Here is a 22,338-nt window from a genome sequence, read left to right as displayed (position 1 = left end):
TCAACGGCGAGATCTTCTACAGCCTCGCCGAGGCAAGGGTGCTGATCGAGGCGTGGCGGCGTCACTATAACACCATCCGACCACACAGCAGTCTGGGCTATCGACCTCCGGCGCCAGTAGCCGCGACACCACCATTGCCGGCCTCCGGCTCCGCTTCGCTCCACCTACGCCCGGCAATGGCGGCGGAGACAACAATGCACTAACTATCTATCCGGACCACCCGGTGGGGGCTGCCCAAGATGGCATGACCCGTACATGCCGGCCGACGAGCTGACAGCCGAGATAAATGATGGTGTCGTATTCCTGGGCGCTTGGGCGAACAAGCGATTGATCGGTGTTATGGGGGTGCAGCGTCGATTCAATGTCGACCTGATAAGGCATGCTTATGTCGATCCGGAATACCAGGGGCATGGCATCGGCGCAGCGCTGCTTGGCCAACTTCGTCAGGAAACCCATCGACCGATCCTGATCGGAACCTGGCGCGCTGCAGAATGGGCGATCCGCTTCTACCAGCGACACGGTTTCAACCTGGTCCGGGAAGAGGATATCGCACCGCTCCTCCGCTGTTACTGGAACGTGCCGGATCGCCAGATCGCGACGTCGGTCGTGCTCTCGGATGCACCTCTTCAAGGTAGCGCTGCAAGTGAGTTGATCGCAGCCGCGGTGTAGCGAGCGGACGTTCCGCTAACGCCCATATTCGGACATTGCCCTTTCTGCCGGGGTCGGCACTATGGGCTCATGTATTACCTTGCTTTAAAGGCACTGATCTCCGGGGCGCTAATCGCCATCGCCTCCACTCTCGCAAAGAAATACCCCGGCTTTGGCGCACTGGTAGCATCGCTTCCGCTCGTATCGGTTTTAGGCATGGTATGGCTCTGGTCAGAAGAACCCGACGCGGAAAATATGGCGGCTCACGCCGGAGCAACCTTCTGGTATGTGCTGCCGTCGTTGCCGATGTTTTTGGTTATTCCCATGCTACTTCGCCATGGACTTTCGTTCTGGCTAGCACTGACGCTGGGATGCGCGCTGACGATCGCCTTATACGTTCTGATGACATGGCTGGCCCCTCGGTTCGGGTTGCAGCTTTAGGTCCGCTTTCCACCACATTCAGCCGTAACGGCTCGGCATACCAATCGTCGCGATGACGCCACCAGCAACCCGGTAGCGCATGTCCCTCACCCCGCGTATCTAACCGGCCATGAGCACACACCCCTTCTACGCGCTTCACCGCCACGGCATGATCCGCGTCGCCGCCGCGACGCCGGTGGGGTCGGTGGGGGATACCGCGCTCAACGCCGCGCAGACCGTGGCGCTTGCCGAGCAGGCCGATGCGCGCGGGGTCGACCTGCTGGTGTTTCCGGAGCTGAACCTCAGTTCCTATGCGGTCGACGACCTGCATCTGCAGACCGCGCAGCAGCGAGCGAGCGAAGCGGCGCTGGCCGAGGTGGCGGCGGCGACTTCGGGGTTGCGGCCGGTGGTACTGGTGGGGATCGCGCTCCGGCGGAACGGGCGGTTGTACAATTGCTGTGCGGTCGTGGCACGGGGCAAGATCCTGGGCGTGGTGCCGAAGACGTTCCTGCCCAACTACCGCGAATATTACGAGAAGCGCTGGTTCGCGAGCGGCGCAGGGCTGACCGGGCTGACAATCGACGTCGCGGGGCAGAGCGTGCCGTTCGGGACTGATCTGATCTTCGCGGCGACCGACCTGCCGCGCTTCGTGTTCCATGCCGAGATCTGCGAGGATTACTGGGCCCCTACCCCGCCGTCGACGATGGGCGCGCTGGCGGGGGCGCTGATCTGCTGCAACCTGTCGGCGTCGAACATCGTCGTGGGCAAGGCGCGCGAGCGGGCGATGCTGTGCGCGGCGCAGAGCGCGCGCGGGGTGTGTGGGTACGTCTATTCCGCCGCGGGGCCGGGCGAGAGCACGACCGAGGTCGCGTGGGACGGCCAGGGCATGGTCCACGAACTGGGCGAGCTGATCGCCGAATCGACGCGGTTCGTAGCTGAGGCCGACATGATCGTCGTCGATGTCGACGTCGAGCGGATCGAGCAGGAGCGACTGCGTAACGGCACGTTCAACGACGCGGCGCGCGCGGCGGGCGATCCCGAGACGCGGTTCCGGCGGATCGGGTTCGAGCACGCCGCGCCGCTCGCCGATATCGGGCTGGAGCGCAGCATCCGGCGCTTTCCGTTCGTGCCCAACACGCCCGAGAAGCGCGACGCCGATTGTTACGAGGCGTTCAACATCCAGGTCGAGGCGCTGGCCAAGCGGTTCGCGGCGTCGCGGAGCGAGACGCTGGTGATCGGGGTGTCGGGCGGGCTCGATTCGACGCATGCGCTGATCGTCGCGGCCAAAGCGATGGACCGGCTGGGGCGGCCGCGGACCGACATCCTCGGGTTCACAATGCCCGGGTTCGCGACCGGGGACGCGAGCAAGGCCAATGCCTGGGCGCTGATGCGCGCGCTGGGGATCACCGCGGAGGAGATCGACATCCGTCCGGCGGCGGAGCGGATGCTGGCCGACATGGGCCATCCGTACGGTGTCGGCGAGCCGGTCTACGACGTGACGTTCGAGAATGTGCAGGCCGGCTTGCGCACCGATTACCTGTTCCGCCTCGCCAACCAGCGGCGCGGGATCGTGGTTGGGACGGGTGACCTGAGCGAGATGGCGCTCGGCTGGTGCACGTACGGCGTCGGCGACCAGATGAGTCATTATGCGGTCAATGCAGGCGTGCCGAAGACGCTGATCCAGTTCCTGATCCGCTGGTGCATCCGGACCGATCAATATGACGCGGCGACCGATGCGATCCTGACCGCCATCCTGCGCCAAGAGATTTCGCCCGAGCTGGTCCCGGCGAGCGCAGACGGCGCGATGCAGAGCACCGAATCGATGGTCGGGCCGTACGCACTCAACGACTTCTTCGCGCATTATGTGATCCGGCATGGGCTGGCGCCGTCGAAGATCGCGTTCCTGGCGTGGCATGCTTGGCGCGATGTGAATGCGGGGCGCTGGCCGGAGGATTTCCCGGCAGAGGCGCGGGTGGCGTATGATCTGCCGACGATCCTGCATTGGCTGGAGAAGTTCCTCGTGCGGTTCTTCGCAACGAGCCAGTTCAAGCGCTCCGCGATGCCCAATGGGCCGAAGGTGTCGGCGGGCGGATCGCTGTCGCCGCGGGGCGACTGGCGGGCGCCGTCGGATGGGACCGCGGAGGTGTGGTTGCGGGAATTGCGGGCGGCGGTGCCCTGACCCCCAGATCCTCCTCCGCCAGGGGGAGGTGGCGCCGAAGGCGTCGGAGGGGGCGGACACGAAACGGTTGTAGCGCTTGCCGCCCCCTCCGTCAGGCGGCGCCTGCCACCCCCCCTGGCGGGGGAGGATCGTGGGCGGGTGTCTGCGAACTACATTCCTTACCCGGAAGGGGGAGGATTGTATTGCGACGTCCGGCGCCGAGCTTTCATACCGATTGGTCGCAAACTGCCGCGACGCCTTGCATAAATCGCCCCATCGGCGCATTGTGAAAATCCTATGACAGTGCCTCCACCGGATGGATCGCGCGATCGCCGGATCGAGGACCCATCGAATCTTTGGCTGATCCACCCAGCGAGCCGGGCCCTTGTGCCGTTCGCGATCGCGCGCCGGATATCCGCGAACGCGGTTTCGGGCGTCGGCTTGTGCCTGGGTGCAGGGGCAGCGCTCGCCTATGCGCAGTGGCATGACGGCCGGTTCGCGGTGCTCGGGCTGTTGCTCTCGATCGGCTGGCTGATCGCCGATGGACTCGACGGCATGGTCGCGCGCGCGACCGGTAGCGCGAGCGCGTTCGGGCGGATGCTCGACGGGCTGGTCGACCACGGCGTGTTCGCGATGATCTACACCGCCCTGGCGATTACGGTGAACACGCCCGAGGGCTGGGTGCTCGCGTTCGCCGCAGGCGGCGCGCATGCCGTGCAGTCGAGCCTGTACGAGGGCGAGCGCGCGCGGTTCCACCGGCGCGTGAAGGGCGTCGCGCTCGCCGCGCCCGCGGTGCCGACCGGCAACGCGCTGGTACGCCTCTACGACAGTTTGGCCGGCAGCATCGACCGGGTCGCGATGCCGTTCGAACGCACGCTCGCGCAGGCCAGTCATCCGGTGGCGATGGGTCGCAGCTATGGCGCGCGTGCGACTCCGCCGTTGCGGCTGCTGTCGCTGCTGACCGCGAACGTCCGCGTCGCGGCGATCTTCGTCGCGTGCTTCGCAGGGAATCCGCGCATCTTCTGGTGGTTCGAGATCGTCGTCCTGACGATCGTCGCCATCGTCGGGCTCGTCTGGCACCGCCGTGTCGAACGCGCCTTCGTCCGATCCACGTCGCGGCCCAGCGCCGCGTCGCGCATGCACTTATCGTAAGGGAACAGGTTTACTAATGAACAGCATTCGGATCGCCGTCGTCGGCATCGGCAACTGCGCGAGCTCGCTCGTCCAGGGACTCGAGCATTACCGCGAGGGCACGAACGACAGCGTCGGCCTGATGCACTGGGAAATGGGCGGCTACAAGCCGAGCGACATCAAGGTCGTGGCGGCCTGGGACGTCGACAAGCGCAAGGTCGGCAAGGACGTCGCCGAGGCGATCTTCGCCAAGCCCAACTGCACCGCGGTCTTCGCCGCGAACATCGGCAACACCGGCACCGTCGTGAAGATGGGCCGCAAGCTGGACGGCGTCGCCGATCATATGGCCGATTTCAAGGACGACCGGACCTTTCTGGTCGCGGACGCGCCTGAGCCGACCAAGGCCGACGTCGTCGCCGAGCTGAAGGCATCGGGCGCCGACGTGCTGATGAACTACCTGCCGGTCGGTTCGCAGGAAGCGACCGAGTTCTACGCCGAGTGCGCGATCGAGGCGGGCGTGGCGTTCGTCAACAACATCCCAGTGTTCATCGCGTCGAACCCCGTCTGGGCGAAGAAGTTCGAGGATGCCGGCGTCGCAATCATCGGCGACGACATCAAGGCGCAGCTGGGGGCAACGATCGTCCACCGCGTGCTGACCGACCTGTTCGCCAAGCGCGGCGTGAAGCTGGATCGGACGTACCAGCTGAACACCGGCGGCAACACCGACTTCCTCAACATGTCGAACCATCGCCGGCTCGAATCGAAGAAGATCAGCAAGACCGAAGCGGTGCAGTCGGTCGCTGCCGAGCGGCTCGACGACGACAACGTCCATATCGGTCCGTCGGACTATGTGCCGTGGCAGAACGACAACAAGGTCTGCTTCCTGCGGATGGAAGGCCAGCTGTTCGGCGGCGTGCCGATGAACCTGGAGCTGCGCCTGTCGGTCGAGGATTCGCCCAATTCGGCGGGTGTCGCGATCGACATGATCCGTTGCGCCAAGATCGCGAAGGACCGCGGCGTTGCAGGCGTCATCGATCCGGCGAGCGCCTATTTCTGCAAGCATCCGCGCACGCAGATGACCGACGATCTCGCGCAGATCGAGGTCGAGAAGTTCATCAAGGCAGCATAAGATGATCGAAACGGCTGTCATTCTCGCCGCGGGCGAGGGCAGCCGCCTTCGTAGCTCGGCACCATACAAGCCGCTCTGCCCGGTGGCGGGGCGGCCGCTGATCGATCATGCGCTGGAGGGACTGGCCGCGGCCGGGCTGAGGCGCGTGATCGTGGTACTCGGCTATGGTGAAGACGCCATTGCGGCGCATTTGGCGTCGCGGCGCTGGGACGTTGCGGTCGAGACCGTGCGGAGCGATCCGCGGCGGCCGAACGGGGTGTCGGTGCTGGCGGCAGTCCCCGTTCTGGATGGCGCTGAGGCGGTGCTGACGATGTGCGACCATCTCGTCACGCCGGCGCATTATGCGCGGCTGGCGCGTGCCGGTGCGGGGTCCGGGCTGCGGCTCGGGATCGACCGGCGGCTCGGGCATGACTGGGTCGATCCGGAGGACGTGACCTGCGTCGCGACCGAGGGCGAGGCGATCGTGGCGATCGGCAAGGGGCTGGAGCCGCACGATTGTTACGATACGGGCGTGTTCGCGATCGGGCCCGCGTTGATGGGCGCGCTCGCTACGCTGGAGGCGCCGTCGTTGACTGAGGGGGTTCGGTTGCTCGCGGCCGAGGGAGCCGCGAAGGTGGTGGATTGCAGCGATCTCGACTGGATCGACGTGGATGACGCGGCGGCGCTGGCCAAGGCAGAGGCCTGGATGGCGGGCGCGATCGCAGCCTGAGCGTTCGCTCCTTCTTCTTCCCCGGCGGAGGCCGGGGCCCAGTTGGGGGACATGCGTGACGGCGGGCGGCGCTCCGTTACCGCGACCTTTCCAACTGGGCCCCGGCCTTCGCCGGGGAAGTCGCCAGGGGCAAAGCGTTACTTCTCCCGCCGCACCGTCAGGATCCGCACCGGCGCGGCGATCATCTGCCCCTTCATCGCGCCTGACCCTGCGGTCGGCGAGGTCGGCGCCTCGAGGATACGGCGGACCACGTCCATCCCCTCGACCACGTGCCCGAATGCCGCGAAGCCGGTGTTGTCGCCGGGCCGCTTCGGATCGGCATCGAGATACGGGATCGCGCCGACCGTGATGAAGAAATCCGCGGTCGCCGTCCCCGGTGCGAACCGCGCGAGCGAGATCGTCGCGTCGTCGTGCGTCAGGCCGGTCACGGTGGTCGGCTCGTGCGCGACCGGCGGCAGCGCGCGCTTCGGATCGCCGTTGATCCCGCCCTGGATCAGCCCGGTGCCGCCGGCGAGTTTCATCGCGCGGTAGAAGGTCACGCCGTCGAGGCGCTTCTGATCGACATAGCGCAGGAAATTCGCGGTCGTCTTCGGCGCATGATCCTTGTCGAGCGCGAAAACGATCGGCCCCTCGCTGGTCGTCAGCACGACGCGCACCGCATCGGCGGGGACGGCGGGCACCGCGGGCGGCGGCGACGCCACCTCCTGCGCGGACACGGCGGAAGCGATGCAGAGCGCGATCGCGGCGAGCGAAGATCGAAGGGCCATGCCCCGACCTAGCGCAGCCCCCCGCCGCTGTCAGCATGGTTGCCCTGCCCGTCCGCGGCTCTATCAGTCGGGCCATGCCATCGCCCGTCCCGATCGCCCGCGCCTGGATCCAGACGCACGATGCCAGCTTCCGGCAGGCACTGCGGATCATGGTCGCGGTCGCGGCGACGTTCGCGACCTACAAGCTGCTCGGCCTCGCGCAGGGATATTGGGCGGTGTTCACCGTGCTGGTGGTGATGCAGGGGTCGATCGGCAGCACGCTGGGCGCGGCACTCGACCGGTTGCTCGGCACGCTGATCGGCGCGGCGCTGGGCGGGATCGGGCTTGCCTTTCACGCCGGGAGTCCGGTGCAGCTCGGCGCGATCCTCGTCGTCGTGACCGGCATTGCGGGGTTCGTCGCGACGGTGCGACCGCAGCTGCGGATCGCGCCCGTCACCGCCGCGATCATGCTGCTGACCGCGCCGCCGGGGCTGCCGGTGCAGGCGTTCGTCGCGGACCGGATCGTCGAGATCGGGCTTGGCGGCATCATCGGCGTGCTCGCAGCACTGCTGATCCTGCCGGCGCGGTCGCGCGACATCGTCGTCGAGCGCACCGTGGTGGTGCTCGAACGGATCGGCACGATGCTCGACGAACAGGCCGAGGCGCTCGAGACGGGCAAGGCACTCCCCTCCTCCCCGCATCACCGCGCGCTGCGCAACGCGCTGGCGGCGGTCGAGGCGGCGATGAAGGATGCCGACCGCGAGCGTGCGTCGTGGCTGGCGGATCACGGCATCCCGTCGGCGGTGCCGCGCACGCTGTGGCGCGTCCGCAACGACCTGACGCAGGTCGGTCGCGCGATCGACGCGCCGCTGCCGGGCAAGGCCGCCGCGGGGCTCGCCGCCGCCGCGGCGGCGTCGTTGCGCGCCGAGGGTGCGCTCGCGCAGCGGTGCGCGGCGGCGCTGACAGCGGTGTCGACGGTGGACCGTGGGACGGTGATTGCCGGGCAGGCCAAGTTCACCGCGAGCTTCGACGCGTTCCGGCGTGATCCCGAATCGCGGACGCTCGATTTCGACGAGTCAGGGCGGATCTTCGGGCTCGCCTTCGCGATCGACCGACTGCACCGCGACCTGCTCGACCTCGCCAGCCGCATCGACGAGATCGCGGACGGTCGCGCGCGCGGTCCGTCGAAACCCTGACTATCCGCCCAGCACCGCGGCTTCGGGAAGAATCCGGATCGCATGCCCGCCGCGCTGCAGACCATGTGCTTTCAGGAACTGCGCATTGTAGCGGATGTCGACCGGATAGGGTTCGGTGCCCGCGATCGCCAGCATCGTCGTGGTCAGCCCGACAGACGACACCACGCGTCCGCCCAGCGCGGCGAGCGCCTGCGCCAACCGTCCGTCGCGCGGTTCGCCGAGGATGGCGATGCGTTCGCCCTTGAGCGGACCGGTCGCAGCGGGCTTCGGCGCGGGACGGACACGTTGCTTGGGTGTCGGCAGCAACCAGCCGGCGAGCGGAATGCCGGTATGCTCGATCGCCTTGACCACCACCATTCCCGCCGCGCGTGCGTCGCTCAGCGCATCGTGATGGCGGTGCGCGATGCCGAGATGCTGCGTCAGCACGTTGAGCCGATGGCTGGCGAGTTCGGGCCAGGCGCGCTTGGCGACGCGAACGCTGTCGAGCCAGGTCGTGTCGATCACGCTGCGGTCATGAACCCGGCACGCCGCCGCCAGTGCGCCCTTGTCAAAATAGGAATGCGCGACCGTCGTCCGCCCGGCCAGGTGTCCGTCGATAATGCTGTGGATGTCGCCGAAATGCGGCTGTCCGACGACATGGTCGGCGGCGATGCCGTGGATGCGGGTGTTGAACAGGTGGAATTCGTCGCGCGGGTCGACCAGCGTTTCATAGGCGAAGACCTCGCGCCCGCCGCGGAAACCGACGATGCCGATCTGGCAGATGCTGCTGACGCGCGAACAGGCGGTTTCGACATCGACGACGACGAAGTCGGGGGCGTCGTCGGGCGGGGTGGAAGCCATCGCAACCGCCTAGGCCGTGGGCACGTCCGGTATCAAGGCACAAGTTCGGCGGGTTGACGTGCCGCGCGTCCCGTGCGCTTGGGCGGCATGCCGAAATCAGCCACCGACCTCATGCAGGACATCATCAACGCCGCCGTCGTCGACGCGATCGTCGCCCTGAAGGACAGCGCCAAGGGCCTGCCCAATGCGCTGCTCCGCGACATGAACGCGGTGCACGCGAACACCGCGTTCACCGACCTGCCCGCAGCCGTGCAGACCGCTGTCGCGGCGAGCGTCCGCGACGCGTTCGGCAAGCTCCGCAAGGAGGGATATGCGATCGCCGAGACCAATGGCCAACCGCGACCGCCGCGGCCTGCCGGGGTGCCGGTCACGCGGCGTCCGGGGGGACGGCCGCCGGCGCGGCGGTAGGCGTCACGCCGGGCTTGTTCCGGGGGCCCGCTTGCGCCGACCGGAACAAGGCGGGACCCCGGGTCGAGGGCGGGGCGACGGGTAGGGCGACCGAGGTTTCTAGGCGCCCGTTACCCGCCATACGACATTGCCCAGATCGTCGGCGATCAACAGTCCGCCGGTGCGGTCGATGGCCAGCCCGACCGGGCGGCCGCGGGCCTTGTCGTTGCCTTCGGTGAAGCCGGTGACGACGTCGCGCGCCTTGCCGTTGGGCTTGCCGCCCGCGAATGGAATCCACACGACCTTGTAGCCGTTGAGGTGGCCACGATCCCAGCTGCCATGCTCGGCGACGAACGCGCCCTGGCGGAATGCGGCCGGGGTCTGTGCCGTGCCGAAGGCCAGGCCCAAGGGCGCGACATGGCTGCTGAGGCTGTAATCCGGCATCACTGCCTTGGCGACCATGTCGGGCCGCTTGGGCATGACGCGCGGATCGACGTGCTGGCCCCAATAGCTGTAAGGCCAGCCGTAGAAGGCACCGTCACGTACCGACGTCATGTAGTCGGGCACCAGATCGGGCCCGATCTCGTCGCGCTCGTTGATGACCGCCCAGAGCTGACCCGATTGCGGGTTCCAGCTGAGCCCGTTGGGGTTGCGCAAGCCGGTGGCGAAGTCGCGATGCGCGCCGGTCGCGCGGTCGACCTCCCAGATCTTCGCGCGATCACGCTCAGCCTCGATACCGCGTTCGGTGATGTTGCTGTTCGATCCGATACCGACATACAGCTTCGTGCCATCGGGGCTCGCGACCAGGCTCTTAGTCCAGTGATGGTTGATCGGCCCACCAGGCAACTCGGTCAGGATGGTGCCCGGCGCGGTGATGCGCGTCTGCCCGGTGACATAGGGATAGCGGACGATCGCGTCGGTGTTCGCGACGTACAGGTCGCTCCCGACAAGCGCGACGCCGAACGGCGACACCAGATTATCAAGCAGCACGGTACGGACGTCGGCCTTGCCGTCACCGTCGGTGTCGCGGAGCAGGGTGATCTGGTTTGCGCCGTGCACCGTGCTGTGGCCGAAGCCCTGAATCCAGTTGACCAGAATGTCCTTGGGCCGGGCGATCGGCTCTTCGGGCCCCTTCGGCTCGACCGCGAGCACATCGCCATTGGGCAAGACGTAGACCGAGCGGACGTTCTTCATACCGGTCGCGAATGCCGCGACCTTCAGGCCGGGCGCCACAGTCGGCACCTGCGCGCCCCACGGCACCGGCGTGGCGATATGCATCGGTGGCAGCAGGTATTGCTGCAGTCCCGGCAGCCCCGGATTGGCGCCAAGCTGTGCGGTGGCATCACCGCCCTTACCGCTGCAGCCGGACAGGAGCGCGGCGGTCGCCAGCGATACGACAAGAGCGTTACGCATCAGTTCGAGTCCTGCCGTGCTTCAAGGGTATAGCCCGACCAGCTGGTCGCGAGCGCGAGGATGGCGACGATCGCGGACAGGATGATTCCGGCCGGTACGACCGAGGTCCAGCCATCGCGGCTGTGAACGAAGGCGTTGACCAGTGCGAGTACCATCATGGCGAGGGTCCCGATGCTATGCGGCCAGGGTCGCCGCACTCGCCCCTGTCCGCGGTGGGCGACCGCATCGACGATCCCGGCAACGGCGGCGAGCACGCCCATGAGCAGGCCGCCGGCGATCAACCAGATCGAGAAGTTCGCCCACTGGATCTCCGCAGAGTTCACATAGGCGATGTCGCTCACCAGCGCGGCGGTGAACAGCGCGAGCGGAAACGCGGACAGGATGCCGTGGATCGGGTGGGCACCGTGCTTGCGGGGCGGAACCGTACGGGTCGGATAGACAGTGGCCATTAGCGGACCTTCGTAGAGATGTAATTCTACCCTACGTCTCGCAATGTCCTCGCGTTCCATGACTTCGATGTCATGCAAGCCCTTGAAAGGCCACGCTCCCGTCGTCCCGGCATAGGCCGAAACGACGGGGCCGATGGCTGATGCCGGTTATTCGGCGTCGTCGGCCTTGGCGTTGACCGAGGCTTCGGCGAGCTTGGTCATATACTCGTCGCCGCCGTAGATTTCCTTGGTCGCCTGACTCAGCTTCTTGACGTCGTCCTTTAACCCGAGCGCCTTGGCATAGGCGGCCGCGGTACCGAAGCCGGCGATGCCGTAATGCGTCATGCGCTGATACTGCGCGATGATCAGGACATCGAGAACGGGGCCCTTGCCGGGGCCTTCCTCGAGCACGTGCTTGGTGGCCTCGGCGGTAAGGCCTTCCATGCCCTTGCAATGCTCCTTGGAGACCTTCTCGTCCTGGCCGGCGATCAGTTCCTTGAGGATCGCGGTGTGCGCGGTGATGCCCTCGTGCGACTTGGTCAGCATGTCCTTCAGCGACTTGTCGCTCGCTTTCGTGGTGATCTTCTTGAGCACCTTCAGCATCTGGTCGTTCGCGGACCACAGGTCCTTCAGCTCGTCGACATAGATGTCGTTCAGGTCTTCGGGGGTCGACATGGCAGGCTCATCCTCCCCCGCGAGCGTGCGGGGTTCGAGGCGCCAACGTTCGGCCGCGCGACTGGTTCCGCGCGAAGCCGCGCGTCTCAACCTCGATCAATCGATTCGTGTTCGGCGCCGCCATCGTGAGAAAGCGGGGACGAAGCGAACTGCTCAGGTGCGTTGGATCTGCGAGAAGATGCCTTGCGCGTCCCCGCCCATCAGATGCTGCATCACCACCCAGTAACCGGCCACGGCCTGCCCGCCCGACGCGGCATAGGCTCGCGCCATATTCTCGTGGAGGACGATGAACAGATCCTTTTCCAGCTTGGCGCCGGCAGGCGTCAACCGCAGCAGTCGCTGGCGGCGGTCGCGGTCGCCGGGGCGCGATTCGATCAAACCCTGCTCGGTGAGCGCATTGGCGACACGCCCGAAGGACTGCTTGGTGATCGCCAGGATCGTCAGGACATCGCTGACGGGCATGTCGGGCTTGCGCCCCAGGAAATACAATACGCGGTGATGCGCCCGGCCCAGGCCGCGCTTGGCGAGTTCTTCATCGGCGTGCCGCAGATGGCGCGTATGCGCGAAGAACATCAGATCCATCCCGCCGCGGATTGCGTCTTCCCGCAGGAATTGTTCGGGCGGAGGCGATAAGATGTCTGTCATTGCCACATCCTGCCGCGACAAAAGCCGCGCGGCAAGTTGTTACGAGGGCGTTTCGTTCATCGCGCGTTCGGCTCTCGAAGGCCCGGTATCAGCGGATGACCATATTCCCGCGGCCGAACAGGTCGACCGTCTGCGGCGTGATCCAGCCATAGGCGTAGTTGAGCTGGAACAGCGTGAACAGGATCGTCGCAACGATCGTCACGCGCCAGGCGGTGCGTCCCGCACGGAAATCGTGCGGAGCGCTTTCGGCCTGGCCGGGGACGTGCTCGCCCCCGGCCTCACGCGTCGTGCGCACGCCGAACGGCAGGACCAGAAACACCGAAAACGACCAGAACAGGATGTAGATCGCGAGTGCCGAGGTCCAGCGCATGGCGTCAGGCCTGGATCAGCAGGACGTCGACGATCGGCTTCTTACCGGTCCAGCGGCTGGCGACTTTCCGGACCGCGAGACGGATCTGCTCGCGCACCTTGTCGGCATCGCGCTTGCCACCGCGAACGACGTCCGCCGTCGCCTGGACCGCATCGGCGACGAACGCCGCGCGGTCTTCCTCGACGGGCACGCCCTGTACGCGGACCTGCGGCTGGCCGATCATGCGACCGTCCTTGCCGATCGCGACGCCGACCGAGATCTGGCCGTTGATCGCGAGCTTGCGGCGATCGGCGATAGTCGAGCCGTCGGCCGGCAGGATCACATCGCCGTCGAGCACCAGGCGACCGACCGTAGCGTTGCCGATCTTGGCAGGGCCCTTGGGCGCCAGGCGGATGATGTCGCCGTTGCTTTGCACGATCGCGCGCGGAACGCCCTCGGCGAGTCCGAAGCGGCCATGCTCCATCATGTGACGCATCTCGCCGTGGACGGGGACGAGCACGTCGGGACGCAGCCAGTCATAGAGCTGCGCGAGTTCGGGCTGACCCGGATGACCGGAGACATGGACGTGCGCCTGGCGCTCGGTCACCATCTTGATGCCCTTGGCCGCCAGCGTGTTCTGGATACGGCTGATCTGCACCTCGTTGCCGGGGATCTGCTTGGACGAGAAGATCACCGTGTCGTCGGCCTGGAGCTGGATCGTGTGGCTGCCATTGGCGACGCGGGCGAGCGCGGCGCGCTCCTCGCCCTGCCCGCCGGTCGCGATGATCAGCACCTTGTCGCGCGGCAAGCGCATCGCGGTGTCGGGATCGATCGTCTCGGGGAAGTCCTTCAGATAGCCCGTCGCGCGCGCGACCTTGATGATCCGGTCGAGCGACCGGCCGGTCACGCAGAGCTTGCGCCCGGTTTCCTTTGCGACCTCACCGAAGGTGTGCAGGCGCGCCGCGTTCGACGCGAAGCTGGTGATCATCACCCGGCCCTTGGCCTTGCGGACCTCCTCGTGCAGCCCCTGGCGGACCGTGCTCTCGCTGCCCGACGCGGTGGTGTTGAAGATGTTGGTCGAATCGCAGACGAGGACGTCGATGCCCTTGTCGCCGATCGCCATCAAGCCCTCGGGCTTGGTCGGGTTGCCGATCACGGGATGCGCGTCGAGCTTCCAGTCGCCGGTGTGGAACACGCGGCCGTGGGGGGTGTCGATGATCAGCGCGTTCGCCTCGGGGATCGAGTGCGACATCTCGACGAAGGTGAAGCCGAACGGCCCGAGCTGGAAGTTGCCGCCCATCGGGATCATCTTGAGCTTCACGCGGTTGGCGATGCCCTCTTCCTCGAGCTTGCCGCGGATCAGGCCCATCGTGAACGGGGTCGCATAGATCGGCACGCCCAGGTCTTCGGCGAGATACGGCAGCGAGCCGATATGATCCTCATGCCCGTGGGTGATGACGATGCCGACCAGGTCGTCGAGGCGTTCCTCGATGAAGGACAGGTCGGGCAGGATCACGTCGACGCCGGGATATTGCGGGTCGGCGAAGGTGATACCGAGATCGACCATCACCCATTTGCCCTGACAACCGTACAGGTTGACGTTCATGCCGATTTCGCCGGAGCCGCCCAGCGCGCAGAAAAGGAGTTCGTTCTTGGGAGTCATTCAAATGCTTTCAGATAGTACAGTAATATGGCCCAGATGGCCGGTCGGATGATGTCGGGAAATGCCCAGCGGCTCAGCGGCGCGAGCGTTCAGATGGCGATATGGGTACGATCCCATATCATCGCCAGTCCCTGGATGGTCAGGTCGGGTTCGATATGATCGAACACCTTGGTTTGCTTCTCGAATAAGGTGGCGAGCCCGCCGGTGGCGATGACTTTCGACGGCCGGCCGATCTCCGCCTTCAGCCGCGTCACGAGCCCCTCGAGCATCGCGATATAGCCCCAGAAGATGCCGATGTTCATCTGGTCGATCGTGCTGCGGCCGATCACGCTGGTGGTCGCAGGCGCCTCGATCGCGATGCGCGGCAGCTTGGCGGCGGCGGTGACCAGCGCGTCGAGCGACAGGTTGATCCCCGGCGCGATGATCCCGCCCTTGTAGGCGCCCGAATAGTCGCTGACGTCGAACGTGGTCGCGGTGCCGAAGTCGATGACGATCAGGTCGCCCTCGTACAGCGCGTGCGCCGCGATCGTGTTGACCGCGCGGTCGGCGCCCAGCGACTGCGGCTCGGCGACGTCGATCTCGAACCCCCAGGGGGCGGCCGCGGACCCGGCGATCAGTGCCTCGGTGGCAAAATATTTGCTCGCCAGCACCTGGAGGTTGTGGAGCGCGCGGGGGACGACGGTGGCGACGATCACCCCCTCGACGACGCTGCGGTCATAGCCTTCGAGCTGGAGCAGCTGGCTCAGCCACACCGCATATTCATCGGCGGTGCGGCGCGGATCGGTGGCGATCCGCCAGCGCGCGACGATGCGCCCCGCTTCGACGAGCGCGAACACGACATTGGTGTTGCCGGCATCTATCGCGAGCAGCATGGGCCCTGTGCTTTCAGATCAGGAAGACGTCGGCGGCGTGAATGACACGCCGACCGCCGTCCGCCAAGCGGAGGATGAGCGCGCCGTCGGCGTCGAGCCCGTCGAACAGGCCGTCCTGCGCGGTGCCGTCGGGGAGGCGTGCGGTGAGCGCGGTGCCAATCGGGTGCGCGCGGTCGAGCCAACGCTGGCGGACGGGGCCGAGGCCTTCGCTGCGCCAGCGGGCGAGCCAGCGGGCGAAGGTTTCGGCGAGGGTTTCGGCGAACTGCGCGGGGTCGACGGGGGTGCCGTGCGCGGCGAGGCTTGTGGTGGGGCGGTCGGGGAGGTCCGGGTGGTGGGCGAGGTTCACGCCGATGCCGACGACGACGGCGTCGTCCGCGCGTTCGAGGAGGATGCCGGAAAGCTTCGCGCCGTCGAGAAGCAGGTCGTTGGGCCATTTGAGCCGTACGCCCCCCCCTGCCCCACCCCGGCGGAGGCCGGGGCCCAGTTGGGATAGCGGCAATTGGTTTGCGGTGCGCGCGGTTACATCCGCCTTCCCAACTGGGCCCCGGCCTTCGCCGGGGAACAAGCAGGTAGAGACTGTCTGTTCAAGAGCCACGGCCGCGAGCAACGCGAGAGTCGCAGGCGAGGGATCGGTCGCACGCAACCGTACGACCGTACTCCCGTAGAAATTGCCGACCGGCGAGACCCACTCCCGCCCCATCCGGCCCCGCCCCGAGCGCTGACGCTCGGCCCGCAACCAGACGCCCTCGGCCATGCCGCCGCGCGCGAGCGCCAGCATGTCGGCGTTGGTCGAGCCCGTCTCCGCGACGGTCTCGACGCTCAGAACAGCGCCCGTGCCGCCACCATCGTCCAGCTACCGAGCAACGGAATGGCGAGGTAGCCCAAGGGCGAGACGAACACCGCGGCGACCGCGATCAGGCCGCCTTCGATCCGGCTGTCCATCGGCGCGAACGCCGGTGCGGGATCGTCGAAGTACATCGTCTTCACCACGCGCAGATAATAATACGCGCCGATCACCGAGGCGACATAGCCGATCACCGCAAGCGGGAAGAGCCCCGCACCAATCGCCGCGTTGAACACCGCGAACTTGGCGTAGAAGCCGAACAAAGGCGGGATGCCCGCGAGGCTGAACATGAAGATCGCCAGCGCCGCCGCCAGTGCCGGCCGCGTGCGCGACATACCCGACAGGCTGGCGATGCTCTCGATCGGCTGGCCGTCTTCGCCACGCATCTGCAGCACGACCAGGAACGAGCCGAGCGTCATCGCGATGTAGATCACCAGGTACATCAGGACGGACGAGACGCCCTCCTGCGTGCCAGCGGCAAGGCCGACGAGCGCGTAGCCGACATTGTTGATCGACGAGTAGGCGAGCAGCCGCTTGACGTTGGTCTGCCCGATCGCCCCGATCGCGCCGAGGATGATCGAGGCGAGTGCGGCGAAGATCACGATCTGGCGCCATTCGTCGGTCGCCGGACCCATCGCCTCGATCGCGACGCGTAGCGCCAGCGCAAGAGCGGACACCTTCGACGCGGAGGCGAAGAACACCGTCACCGGGGTCGGCGCGCCTTCATAAACGTCGGGCGTCCACATGTGGAACGGCACCGCGGCGATCTTGAACGCCAGCCCGGCGAACACGAACACCAGACCGAACAACAGGCCCATCGAATGCGTGCCGGCATAGGCGTCGGCGATCCCTGAGAACAGCGTCGTCCCCGAGAAGCCGTAGACCAGGCTGATGCCGTAGAGCAGGATTCCGCTGGCCAATGCGCCGAGCACGAAATATTTCAGGCCCGCCTCGGCCGACCGACCATCGCGGCGCATGAAGCTGGCCAGCACGTACGATGCGAGGCTCTGCAGCTCGAGGCCGACATAGAGCGTCAGCATGTCGCCCGCCGAGACCATCATCCCCATGCCCGCCGCGGCGAGCAGCATCAGCACGGGATATTCGGGACGCAGATCCTCGCCGGCCGACTTCTGGAAGAAGTTGGGAGCGATGATGATCGAGACCGCGGTGGTGATGTAGATCAGCACCTTGGCGAACGCTGCGAATGCGTCGGCGCGGTACAAGCCGCCGAACGCCGAGCCGCCATAGGAGGCCGGGCCGATCAGCGCGATGCCGGCACCGGCGAGCACGGCGACCGCGGTCCACGAAACGGCGCGCGTCGACGCGTTACCGCCCCATGCGGACACCAGCATCAACACGATCGCGCCGAGCGAGAGGACGATCTCCGGCAGGATCATCGCCAGATTTGCGGAATAGTCCATCAGTGCGCCTCCGCGTGCGCTGCAATCGGGGCGACGCGCCCCTCGGTCGGCTGGGAATCGCTGGCAGGCGCCGCGCGGTCGATGCGCTGGAGTAGCACCGCGACATCCTTGCGCATCGGCGCGAGGAAGCTCTCTGGATACACGCCCATCCACAGCACGACGGCAGCGATCGGGGCGAGCAGCCACAGTTCGCGGCTCGACAGGTCGACCATCGCGCGGACGTCGTCCGACTTGATCTCGCCGAACGCGACGCGGCGATAGAGGAACAGCATGTAGCCGGCGCCCAGGATGATGCTGGTCGTGCAGAGCAGCGCGGTCCAGGTCGACACCTGATAGGTGCCCATCAGCGACAGGAACTCGGCGACGAAGCCGCTGGTGCCCGGCAGACCGATCGACGCCATGGTGAAGAACAGGAAGAACACGGCGTAGCGCGGCATGTTGATGCTGAGACCGCCATAGCGCGCGATCTCACGCGTATGCAGCTGGTCGTAGATCACGCCGACGCACAGGAACAATGCGCCCGATACCAGCCCGTGGCTGAGCATCATGATCATGGCGCCTTCGATGCCCTGGCGGTTGAACGCGAACAAGCCGATCGTGACGATCGCCATGTGCGCTACGCTCGAATAGGCGATCAGCTTCTTCATGTCCGACTGCACCAGCGCCACGAGGCTGGTGTAGATGACCGCGATCGCAGACAGGCCAAAGATCAGCCAGGTCAGCTGGCCCGACGCTTCGGGGAACATCGGCAACAGGAAGCGCAGGAAGCCGTAGCCGCCGAGCTTCAGCAGCACGCCCGCAAGGATCACCGACCCCGCGGTCGGGGCCTGGACGTGCGCGTCAGGCAGCCAGGTGTGGACCGGCCACATCGGCATCTTCACCGCGAACGATGCGAAGAACGCCAGCCACAGCCAGGTCTGCACACCGGCCGGGAAGTCGTAAGTCATCAGCGCCGGGATGCTCGTCGTGCCTGCGGTCTTCGCCATGTAGAGCATGGCAACGAACATCAGCACCGAGCCGAGCAGCGTGTAGAGGAAGAATTTGTACGACGCGTAGATGCGGTTCGTGCCGCCCCAGATGCCGATGATCAGGTACATCGGGATCAGACCGGCTTCGAAGAACACGTAGAACAGGAACAGGTCCTGCGCCGCGAAGGTGCCGATCATCAGCACTTCGGTGAACAGGAACGCCGCCATGTACTCGGGCACGCGCGTCGTGATCGAGCGCCAGCTGGCGCCGATGCAGATCGGCATCAGGAAGACGCTGAGCATGATCAGCAGCAGCGCGAAGCCGTCGACGCCGAGGTTCCAGCCGAACGGCCCGAACACGCCGTTATGCGCCTCGACAAACTGCCACTGCGCGCCGCCGATGTCGTAGCTCGACCAGAGCACGACGCCGAGCGCCAGATCGATCAGCGTGGCGGCCAGCGCCAACGTGCGTGCTGCCCCAGCGGACACGAACAGGCAGGCGAGCGCCGCGACCGCGGGGATCGCGATCATCAGCGAAAGAAGGGGGAAGTCGCTCATTTATAGAGTCCGATCGCCCAGGTTACGGCGGCTGTCAGGCCGATCAGCATGACGAAGGCATAGGTGTAGAGATATCCGGTCTGGAAGCGGTTGGCGACGCGGCTGCCGAGCTGGACCGCCCAGGCCGAGCCGTCGGGCCCGAACCGGTTGATCGTCTGCTCGTCGCCGCGGTGCCAGAGCACCCGCCCGAGCGCGAAGGCCGGCCGCACGAAGATCAGATGGTACAGCTCGTCGAAATACCATTTGTGCAGCAGGAAGCCGTACAGGATCCGCATGTGCGACGCGACGCGCGCCGGCAGGGTCGGCGAACTGATGTACGCCACCCAGGCACTGACCAGGCCGATCAGCATCGCGATCGTTGCCGACAGCTTCACCCAGGTCGGTACGCCGTGCATGTGATGCATCAGCTCCTCGCGGAACGCGATCGCGCCCTTCCAGAAATGCTCGCCCGATTCCGGCTCGATGAAATAGCCGTGGAAAACGAAGCCCGCGGCGATCGCACCGATCGACAGCAGGATCAGCGGCACCAGCATCGGGAGCGGGCTCTCGTGCGGGTGATAGCCACCGGTGCCGGCGGGCAAGTCGTGCTGCGCGGGGGCATGCGTCGACGGCGTACCACCGGCGTCCTCGGCCTTTGCCGGGTTGGCGTGATGATCGTCCGCATGGTGCGCGTCGTCCGTGTGGTCGTCGTGACCATGGCCGTGCGCATCATGCAGCGCGTGCTGGATATGCTCCGACGCGGCCCAGCGCGGCGTGCCCCAGAAGGTGAGGAACATCAGGCGCCACGAATAGAAGCTGGTGAGCAGCGCGACGAGCACGCCGACCAACCACGTCCCCTGCTCGCCCGCGGCCCAGCTGACCTCGATGATCGCATCCTTCGAATGGAAGCCCGCAAAGCCGATCGCCGTGTTGCCGAAGATGCCGGGAATGCCGACGCCGGTGATGGCGAGCGTGCCCATCATCATCGCCCAGAAGGTCAGCGGGATCTGCTTCCGCAGGCCGCCATAAAAGCGCATGTCCTGCTCGTGATGCATCGCATGGATCACCGAGCCCGCACCCAGGAACAGCAACGCCTTGAAGAAGGCGTGCGTGAACAGGTGGAACATCGCCGCCCCGTAGGCGCCGACGCCGGCGGCGAAGAACATGTAGCCGAGCTGCGAACAGGTCGAATAGGCGATCACGCGCTTGATGTCGGTCTGAACCAAAGCGACGGTCGCCGCGAACATGCAGGTCGCAGCACCCACGCCCATGACGATGTGCAGCGCGAACGGGCTCTGTTCGAACATCGGCGACAGGCGGCAGACCATGAAGACGCCCGCGGTGACCATCGTCGCCGCGTGGATCAGTGCCGACACCGGGGTCGGCCCCTCCATCGCGTCGGGCAGCCAGGTGTGCAGGCCAAGCTGCGCCGACTTGCCCATCGCACCAACGAACAGCAGCAGGCAGAGCACGGTCATCGTGTCGAAGCGGCTGCCGAGGAAGCCGATCGTCGATCCGGTCATGCCGGGCGCGGCGGCGAGGATCTCGGGGATCGAGACCGTGCCGAACACCAGGAACGTGCCGAAGATGCCGAGCATGAAGCCCAGATCGCCGACGCGGTTCACGACGAACGCCTTGATCGCCGCGGCGTTGGCCGAGGGCTTGCGGAACCAGAAGCCGATCAGGAGGTAGGACGCGAGGCCAACCCCTTCCCAGCCGAAGAACATCTGCACCAAGTTGTTCGCGGTCACGAGCATCAGCATCGCAAAGGTGAACAGGCACAGATAGGCGAAGAAGCGCGGCTGGTCCGGGTCCTCGCTCATATAGCCCCAGCTATAGAGGTGGACGAGCGCGGACACCGACGTGATCACGACGAGCATCACCGCGGTCAGCGAGTCGACCCGCAGCGCCCAGGCGACGTTCATGTCGCCCGAATGGATGAAGTCGAGCACCGGCGTGACCGACGCGGCGCTGCCGCCCGACAGGAAGCCGATGAAGATCGGCCACGACAAGGCGGCCGAGACGAACAGCGCGCCGGTCGTGACGACCTTGGCGGTCACCGCGCCGATCGCGCGATTGCCGAACCCGGCGACGATCGATGCCAGCAGCGGCAGGAAGACGATTAGGAGGATCAACCGAGTTACCCCTTCATCCGGTTGACATCGTCGACCGCGATGGTGCCGCGACCGCGGAAATAGATGACGAGAATGGCGAGCCCGATCGCGGCTTCACCGGCCGCGACGGTCAGCACGAACATCGCGAACACCTGTCCGACCAGATCGTGCAGATAGGCCGAGAAGGCGACAAGGTTCAGGTTCACCGCGAGCAGGATAAGCTCGATCGCCATCAGGATGACGATCAGGTTCTTCCGGTTCAGGAAGATGCCGAGCACCCCCATGGTGAACAGGATCGCCGCGACGACGAGGTAATGGACGAGACCGATCATATTTCGACACCCCCGCCGACGACCGGCTGCGTGTTGCGCGTCGCGTCCTGCGGACGGCGCGCATTCTGGCGGCTGATGTTCTGTGCCTTGACGCCGCCACGCTGGCGGTGGGTCAGCACGATCGCACCGATCATCGCGACCAGCAGCACGAGTCCGGCACCTTCGAACACGAACAGATAGCGCGTGTAGAGCAGGTTCCCGATCGCCTGGATGTTGGGAACCGCGTCGTCGATCGGCGCCGCGCGCCGCGCGAGCTGGATCGGCCCCGTGCTCCACGCACCCACCGCGATCATCACTTCCGCGGCGAGCGCGACGGCGAGCGCCAGACCGATGCCGAAGTAGCGCGCGACCCCTGCCCGCATCTCGGTGAAGTCGATGTCGAGCATCATCACCACGAACAGGAACAGCACCGCGACCGCGCCGACATAGACGATGACCAGCAGCATCGCGATGAACTCGGCCCCGACGAGGATCATGAGGCCGGCGGCGTTGAAGAACGCCAGGATCAGCCACATCACCGAATGCACGGGATTGCGCGACGCGATCGTCATCGCACCCGACAGGATGACGATGATGGCGAAGAGATAGAAGGCAATGGCCTGGATCATACGGTCCTCGTCACCCCAGCGAAGGCCGGGGTCTCGTGCGGCACGCGCGCGCTCGACAACAGGGAGATCCCAGCCTTCGCTGGGATGACGGATAGAAGGTGAATC

The 22,338-nt window shown here is 66.3% G+C and carries 23 protein-coding genes and 1 pseudogene; 9 read left to right on the top strand and 15 right to left on the bottom strand.

Annotated elements, in window-relative coordinates; genetic code table 11:
* The 7 genes and pseudogenes from U1701_RS15480 to U1701_RS15450 all read left to right on the top strand — a co-directional run.
* Positions 1 to 203: integrase core domain-containing protein (locus U1701_RS15480; RefSeq protein WP_332783469.1), on the top strand; the 203-nt coding region annotated here is incomplete at its 5' end.
* Positions 204 to 246: 43 nt separating this feature from the next.
* Positions 247 to 669 (top strand): annotated as a pseudogene (locus tag U1701_RS15475) (GNAT family N-acetyltransferase); the annotation flags it as partial.
* 69 nt (positions 670 to 738) lie between these two features.
* Complete coding sequence (locus U1701_RS15470; RefSeq protein WP_332783468.1) at positions 739 to 1,089, top strand: DUF3147 family protein; 351 nt, start codon at positions 739 to 741, stop codon at positions 1,087 to 1,089.
* A 109-nt stretch (positions 1,090 to 1,198) separates the two neighbouring features.
* The gene (locus tag U1701_RS15465; protein ID WP_332783467.1) at positions 1,199 to 3,247 is read left to right on the top strand and encodes an NAD(+) synthase; all 2,049 of its coding nucleotides are present in this window, start codon (positions 1,199 to 1,201) and stop codon (positions 3,245 to 3,247) included.
* A 366-nt stretch (positions 3,248 to 3,613) separates the two neighbouring features.
* Positions 3,614 to 4,378 carry a CDP-alcohol phosphatidyltransferase family protein gene (locus U1701_RS15460; RefSeq protein ID WP_332783466.1) on the top strand — a complete coding sequence of 255 codons (765 nt, stop codon included), beginning with the start codon at positions 3,614 to 3,616 and terminating at the stop codon, positions 4,376 to 4,378.
* A 16-nt stretch (positions 4,379 to 4,394) separates the two neighbouring features.
* Complete coding sequence (locus U1701_RS15455; protein ID WP_332783465.1) at positions 4,395 to 5,486, top strand: inositol-3-phosphate synthase; 1,092 nt, start codon at positions 4,395 to 4,397, stop codon at positions 5,484 to 5,486.
* A gap of 1 nt (position 5,487) precedes the next feature.
* Positions 5,488 to 6,195 carry a phosphocholine cytidylyltransferase family protein gene (locus tag U1701_RS15450; RefSeq protein WP_332783464.1) on the top strand — a complete coding sequence of 236 codons (708 nt, stop codon included), beginning with the start codon at positions 5,488 to 5,490 and terminating at the stop codon, positions 6,193 to 6,195.
* 137 nt (positions 6,196 to 6,332) lie between these two features.
* Here U1701_RS15450 and U1701_RS15445 read toward each other — a convergent pair whose 3' ends face one another.
* Positions 6,333 to 6,962, bottom strand: a complete 630-nt coding sequence (locus U1701_RS15445; RefSeq protein WP_332783463.1) for a peptidylprolyl isomerase — start codon at positions 6,960 to 6,962, stop codon at positions 6,333 to 6,335.
* A gap of 74 nt (positions 6,963 to 7,036) precedes the next feature.
* On the opposite strand from U1701_RS15445, the gene U1701_RS15440 reads away from it, so the two are divergent.
* The gene (locus tag U1701_RS15440) at positions 7,037 to 8,137 is read left to right on the top strand and encodes an FUSC family protein (RefSeq protein ID WP_332783462.1); all 1,101 of its coding nucleotides are present in this window, start codon (positions 7,037 to 7,039) and stop codon (positions 8,135 to 8,137) included.
* Here the strand turns inward: U1701_RS15440 and U1701_RS15435 are convergent, their stop codons facing one another.
* On the bottom strand, positions 8,138 to 8,977 hold the full coding sequence (locus tag U1701_RS15435; protein WP_332783461.1) for an exonuclease domain-containing protein: 840 nt from the start codon (positions 8,975 to 8,977) through the stop codon (positions 8,138 to 8,140).
* 87 nt (positions 8,978 to 9,064) lie between these two features.
* On the opposite strand from U1701_RS15435, the gene U1701_RS15430 reads away from it, so the two are divergent.
* Positions 9,065 to 9,385, top strand: a complete 321-nt coding sequence (locus U1701_RS15430; RefSeq protein WP_332783460.1) for a hypothetical protein — start codon at positions 9,065 to 9,067, stop codon at positions 9,383 to 9,385.
* Between the two features lie 99 nt (positions 9,386 to 9,484).
* Here the strand turns inward: U1701_RS15430 and U1701_RS15425 are convergent, their stop codons facing one another.
* The 13 genes from U1701_RS15425 to U1701_RS15365 form a co-directional block, all read right to left on the bottom strand.
* Positions 9,485 to 10,777, bottom strand: coding sequence for a PQQ-dependent sugar dehydrogenase (locus U1701_RS15425; protein ID WP_332783459.1), 1,293 nt, complete (start codon positions 10,775 to 10,777; stop codon positions 9,485 to 9,487).
* Positions 10,777 to 11,226 carry a DUF2231 domain-containing protein gene (locus U1701_RS15420; RefSeq protein WP_332783458.1) on the bottom strand — a complete coding sequence of 150 codons (450 nt, stop codon included), beginning with the start codon at positions 11,224 to 11,226 and terminating at the stop codon, positions 10,777 to 10,779. The genes U1701_RS15425 and U1701_RS15420 overlap by 1 nt, the downstream gene beginning before the upstream one ends.
* A gap of 147 nt (positions 11,227 to 11,373) precedes the next feature.
* Positions 11,374 to 11,880: a YciE/YciF ferroxidase family protein gene (locus tag U1701_RS15415; protein ID WP_332783457.1), complete on the bottom strand. Its 507-nt coding sequence runs from the start codon at positions 11,878 to 11,880 to the stop codon at positions 11,374 to 11,376.
* A 153-nt stretch (positions 11,881 to 12,033) separates the two neighbouring features.
* Complete coding sequence (locus U1701_RS15410) at positions 12,034 to 12,525, bottom strand: MarR family winged helix-turn-helix transcriptional regulator (RefSeq protein WP_332783456.1); 492 nt, start codon at positions 12,523 to 12,525, stop codon at positions 12,034 to 12,036.
* 88 nt (positions 12,526 to 12,613) lie between these two features.
* The gene (locus tag U1701_RS15405) at positions 12,614 to 12,895 is read right to left on the bottom strand and encodes a DUF1467 family protein (protein ID WP_332783455.1); all 282 of its coding nucleotides are present in this window, start codon (positions 12,893 to 12,895) and stop codon (positions 12,614 to 12,616) included.
* Positions 12,896 to 12,899: 4 nt separating this feature from the next.
* A complete protein-coding gene (locus U1701_RS15400; RefSeq protein ID WP_332783454.1) occupies positions 12,900 to 14,537 on the bottom strand; it encodes a ribonuclease J in 1,638 nt (545 codons plus the stop codon).
* A gap of 89 nt (positions 14,538 to 14,626) precedes the next feature.
* Complete coding sequence (locus tag U1701_RS15395; protein WP_332783453.1) at positions 14,627 to 15,409, bottom strand: type III pantothenate kinase; 783 nt, start codon at positions 15,407 to 15,409, stop codon at positions 14,627 to 14,629.
* 13 nt (positions 15,410 to 15,422) lie between these two features.
* Positions 15,423 to 16,187 (bottom strand): biotin--[acetyl-CoA-carboxylase] ligase, encoded by a 765-nt coding sequence (locus U1701_RS15390; protein WP_332783452.1) that lies wholly within the window; start codon positions 16,185 to 16,187, stop codon positions 15,423 to 15,425.
* Positions 16,188 to 16,228: 41 nt separating this feature from the next.
* Complete coding sequence (gene nuoN / locus U1701_RS15385) at positions 16,229 to 17,674, bottom strand: NADH-quinone oxidoreductase subunit NuoN (RefSeq protein ID WP_332783451.1); 1,446 nt, start codon at positions 17,672 to 17,674, stop codon at positions 16,229 to 16,231.
* Entirely contained in the window at positions 17,674 to 19,200 is a 1,527-nt protein-coding gene (locus tag U1701_RS15380) for an NADH-quinone oxidoreductase subunit M (protein ID WP_332783450.1), read from the bottom strand. The genes nuoN and U1701_RS15380 overlap by 1 nt, the downstream gene beginning before the upstream one ends.
* On the bottom strand, positions 19,197 to 21,314 hold the full coding sequence (nuoL, locus tag U1701_RS15375; RefSeq protein WP_332783449.1) for an NADH-quinone oxidoreductase subunit L: 2,118 nt from the start codon (positions 21,312 to 21,314) through the stop codon (positions 19,197 to 19,199). The genes U1701_RS15380 and nuoL overlap by 4 nt, the downstream gene beginning before the upstream one ends.
* A 5-nt stretch (positions 21,315 to 21,319) precedes the next feature.
* Positions 21,320 to 21,625: an NADH-quinone oxidoreductase subunit NuoK gene (gene nuoK / locus U1701_RS15370; protein WP_332783448.1), complete on the bottom strand. Its 306-nt coding sequence runs from the start codon at positions 21,623 to 21,625 to the stop codon at positions 21,320 to 21,322.
* Entirely contained in the window at positions 21,622 to 22,233 is a 612-nt protein-coding gene (locus U1701_RS15365; RefSeq protein WP_332783447.1) for an NADH-quinone oxidoreductase subunit J, read from the bottom strand. Before U1701_RS15365 ends, nuoK begins: the two co-directional genes overlap by 4 nt.
* Positions 22,234 to 22,338 lie beyond the last annotated feature (105 nt).

Origin of the sequence: Sphingomonas rhamnosi, from assembly GCF_036663615.1 — a bacterium.
Taxonomy (GTDB): Bacteria; Pseudomonadota; Alphaproteobacteria; order Sphingomonadales; family Sphingomonadaceae; genus Sphingomonas.
This window is presented reverse-complemented; position numbering and strand designations above follow the sequence as displayed.